1 protein-coding gene is annotated in these 253 nt (G+C 74.3%); it reads right to left on the reverse strand.

Features of this window, described 5'->3' with window-relative positions; genetic code table 11:
* A partial coding sequence (locus tag ACFHWE_RS23855) for an AMP-binding enzyme (protein ID WP_416604123.1) occupies positions 1-253 on the reverse strand: 253 nt, incomplete at both ends.

Genomic DNA, 253 nt, shown 5'->3' on the forward strand with positions numbered 1-253 from the left:
AGCACCACCACCGCCGACGGCACCATGTGCTCCGGCAACACCTCCGACAGCGCGGACCGCAACCGCACCGCCTCCGGCTCCGTGCCGTCCTCGGGCACCGCGTAGGCGACCAGCCGGAGCTCCCCGGTCGTGGAACCGTGCGCGACCACCGCGGCGGCGGCGACTTCGGGAAGACCGGTGAGCGCCGTTTCGACCTCGCCGGGCTCGATGCGGAAGCCGCGGACCTTGACCTGGGCGTCGGCCCGGCCCACCA

The organism is Nocardiopsis sp. LOL_012 (assembly GCF_048060475.1).
Lineage (GTDB): Bacteria > Actinomycetota > Actinomycetes > Streptosporangiales > Streptosporangiaceae > Nocardiopsis.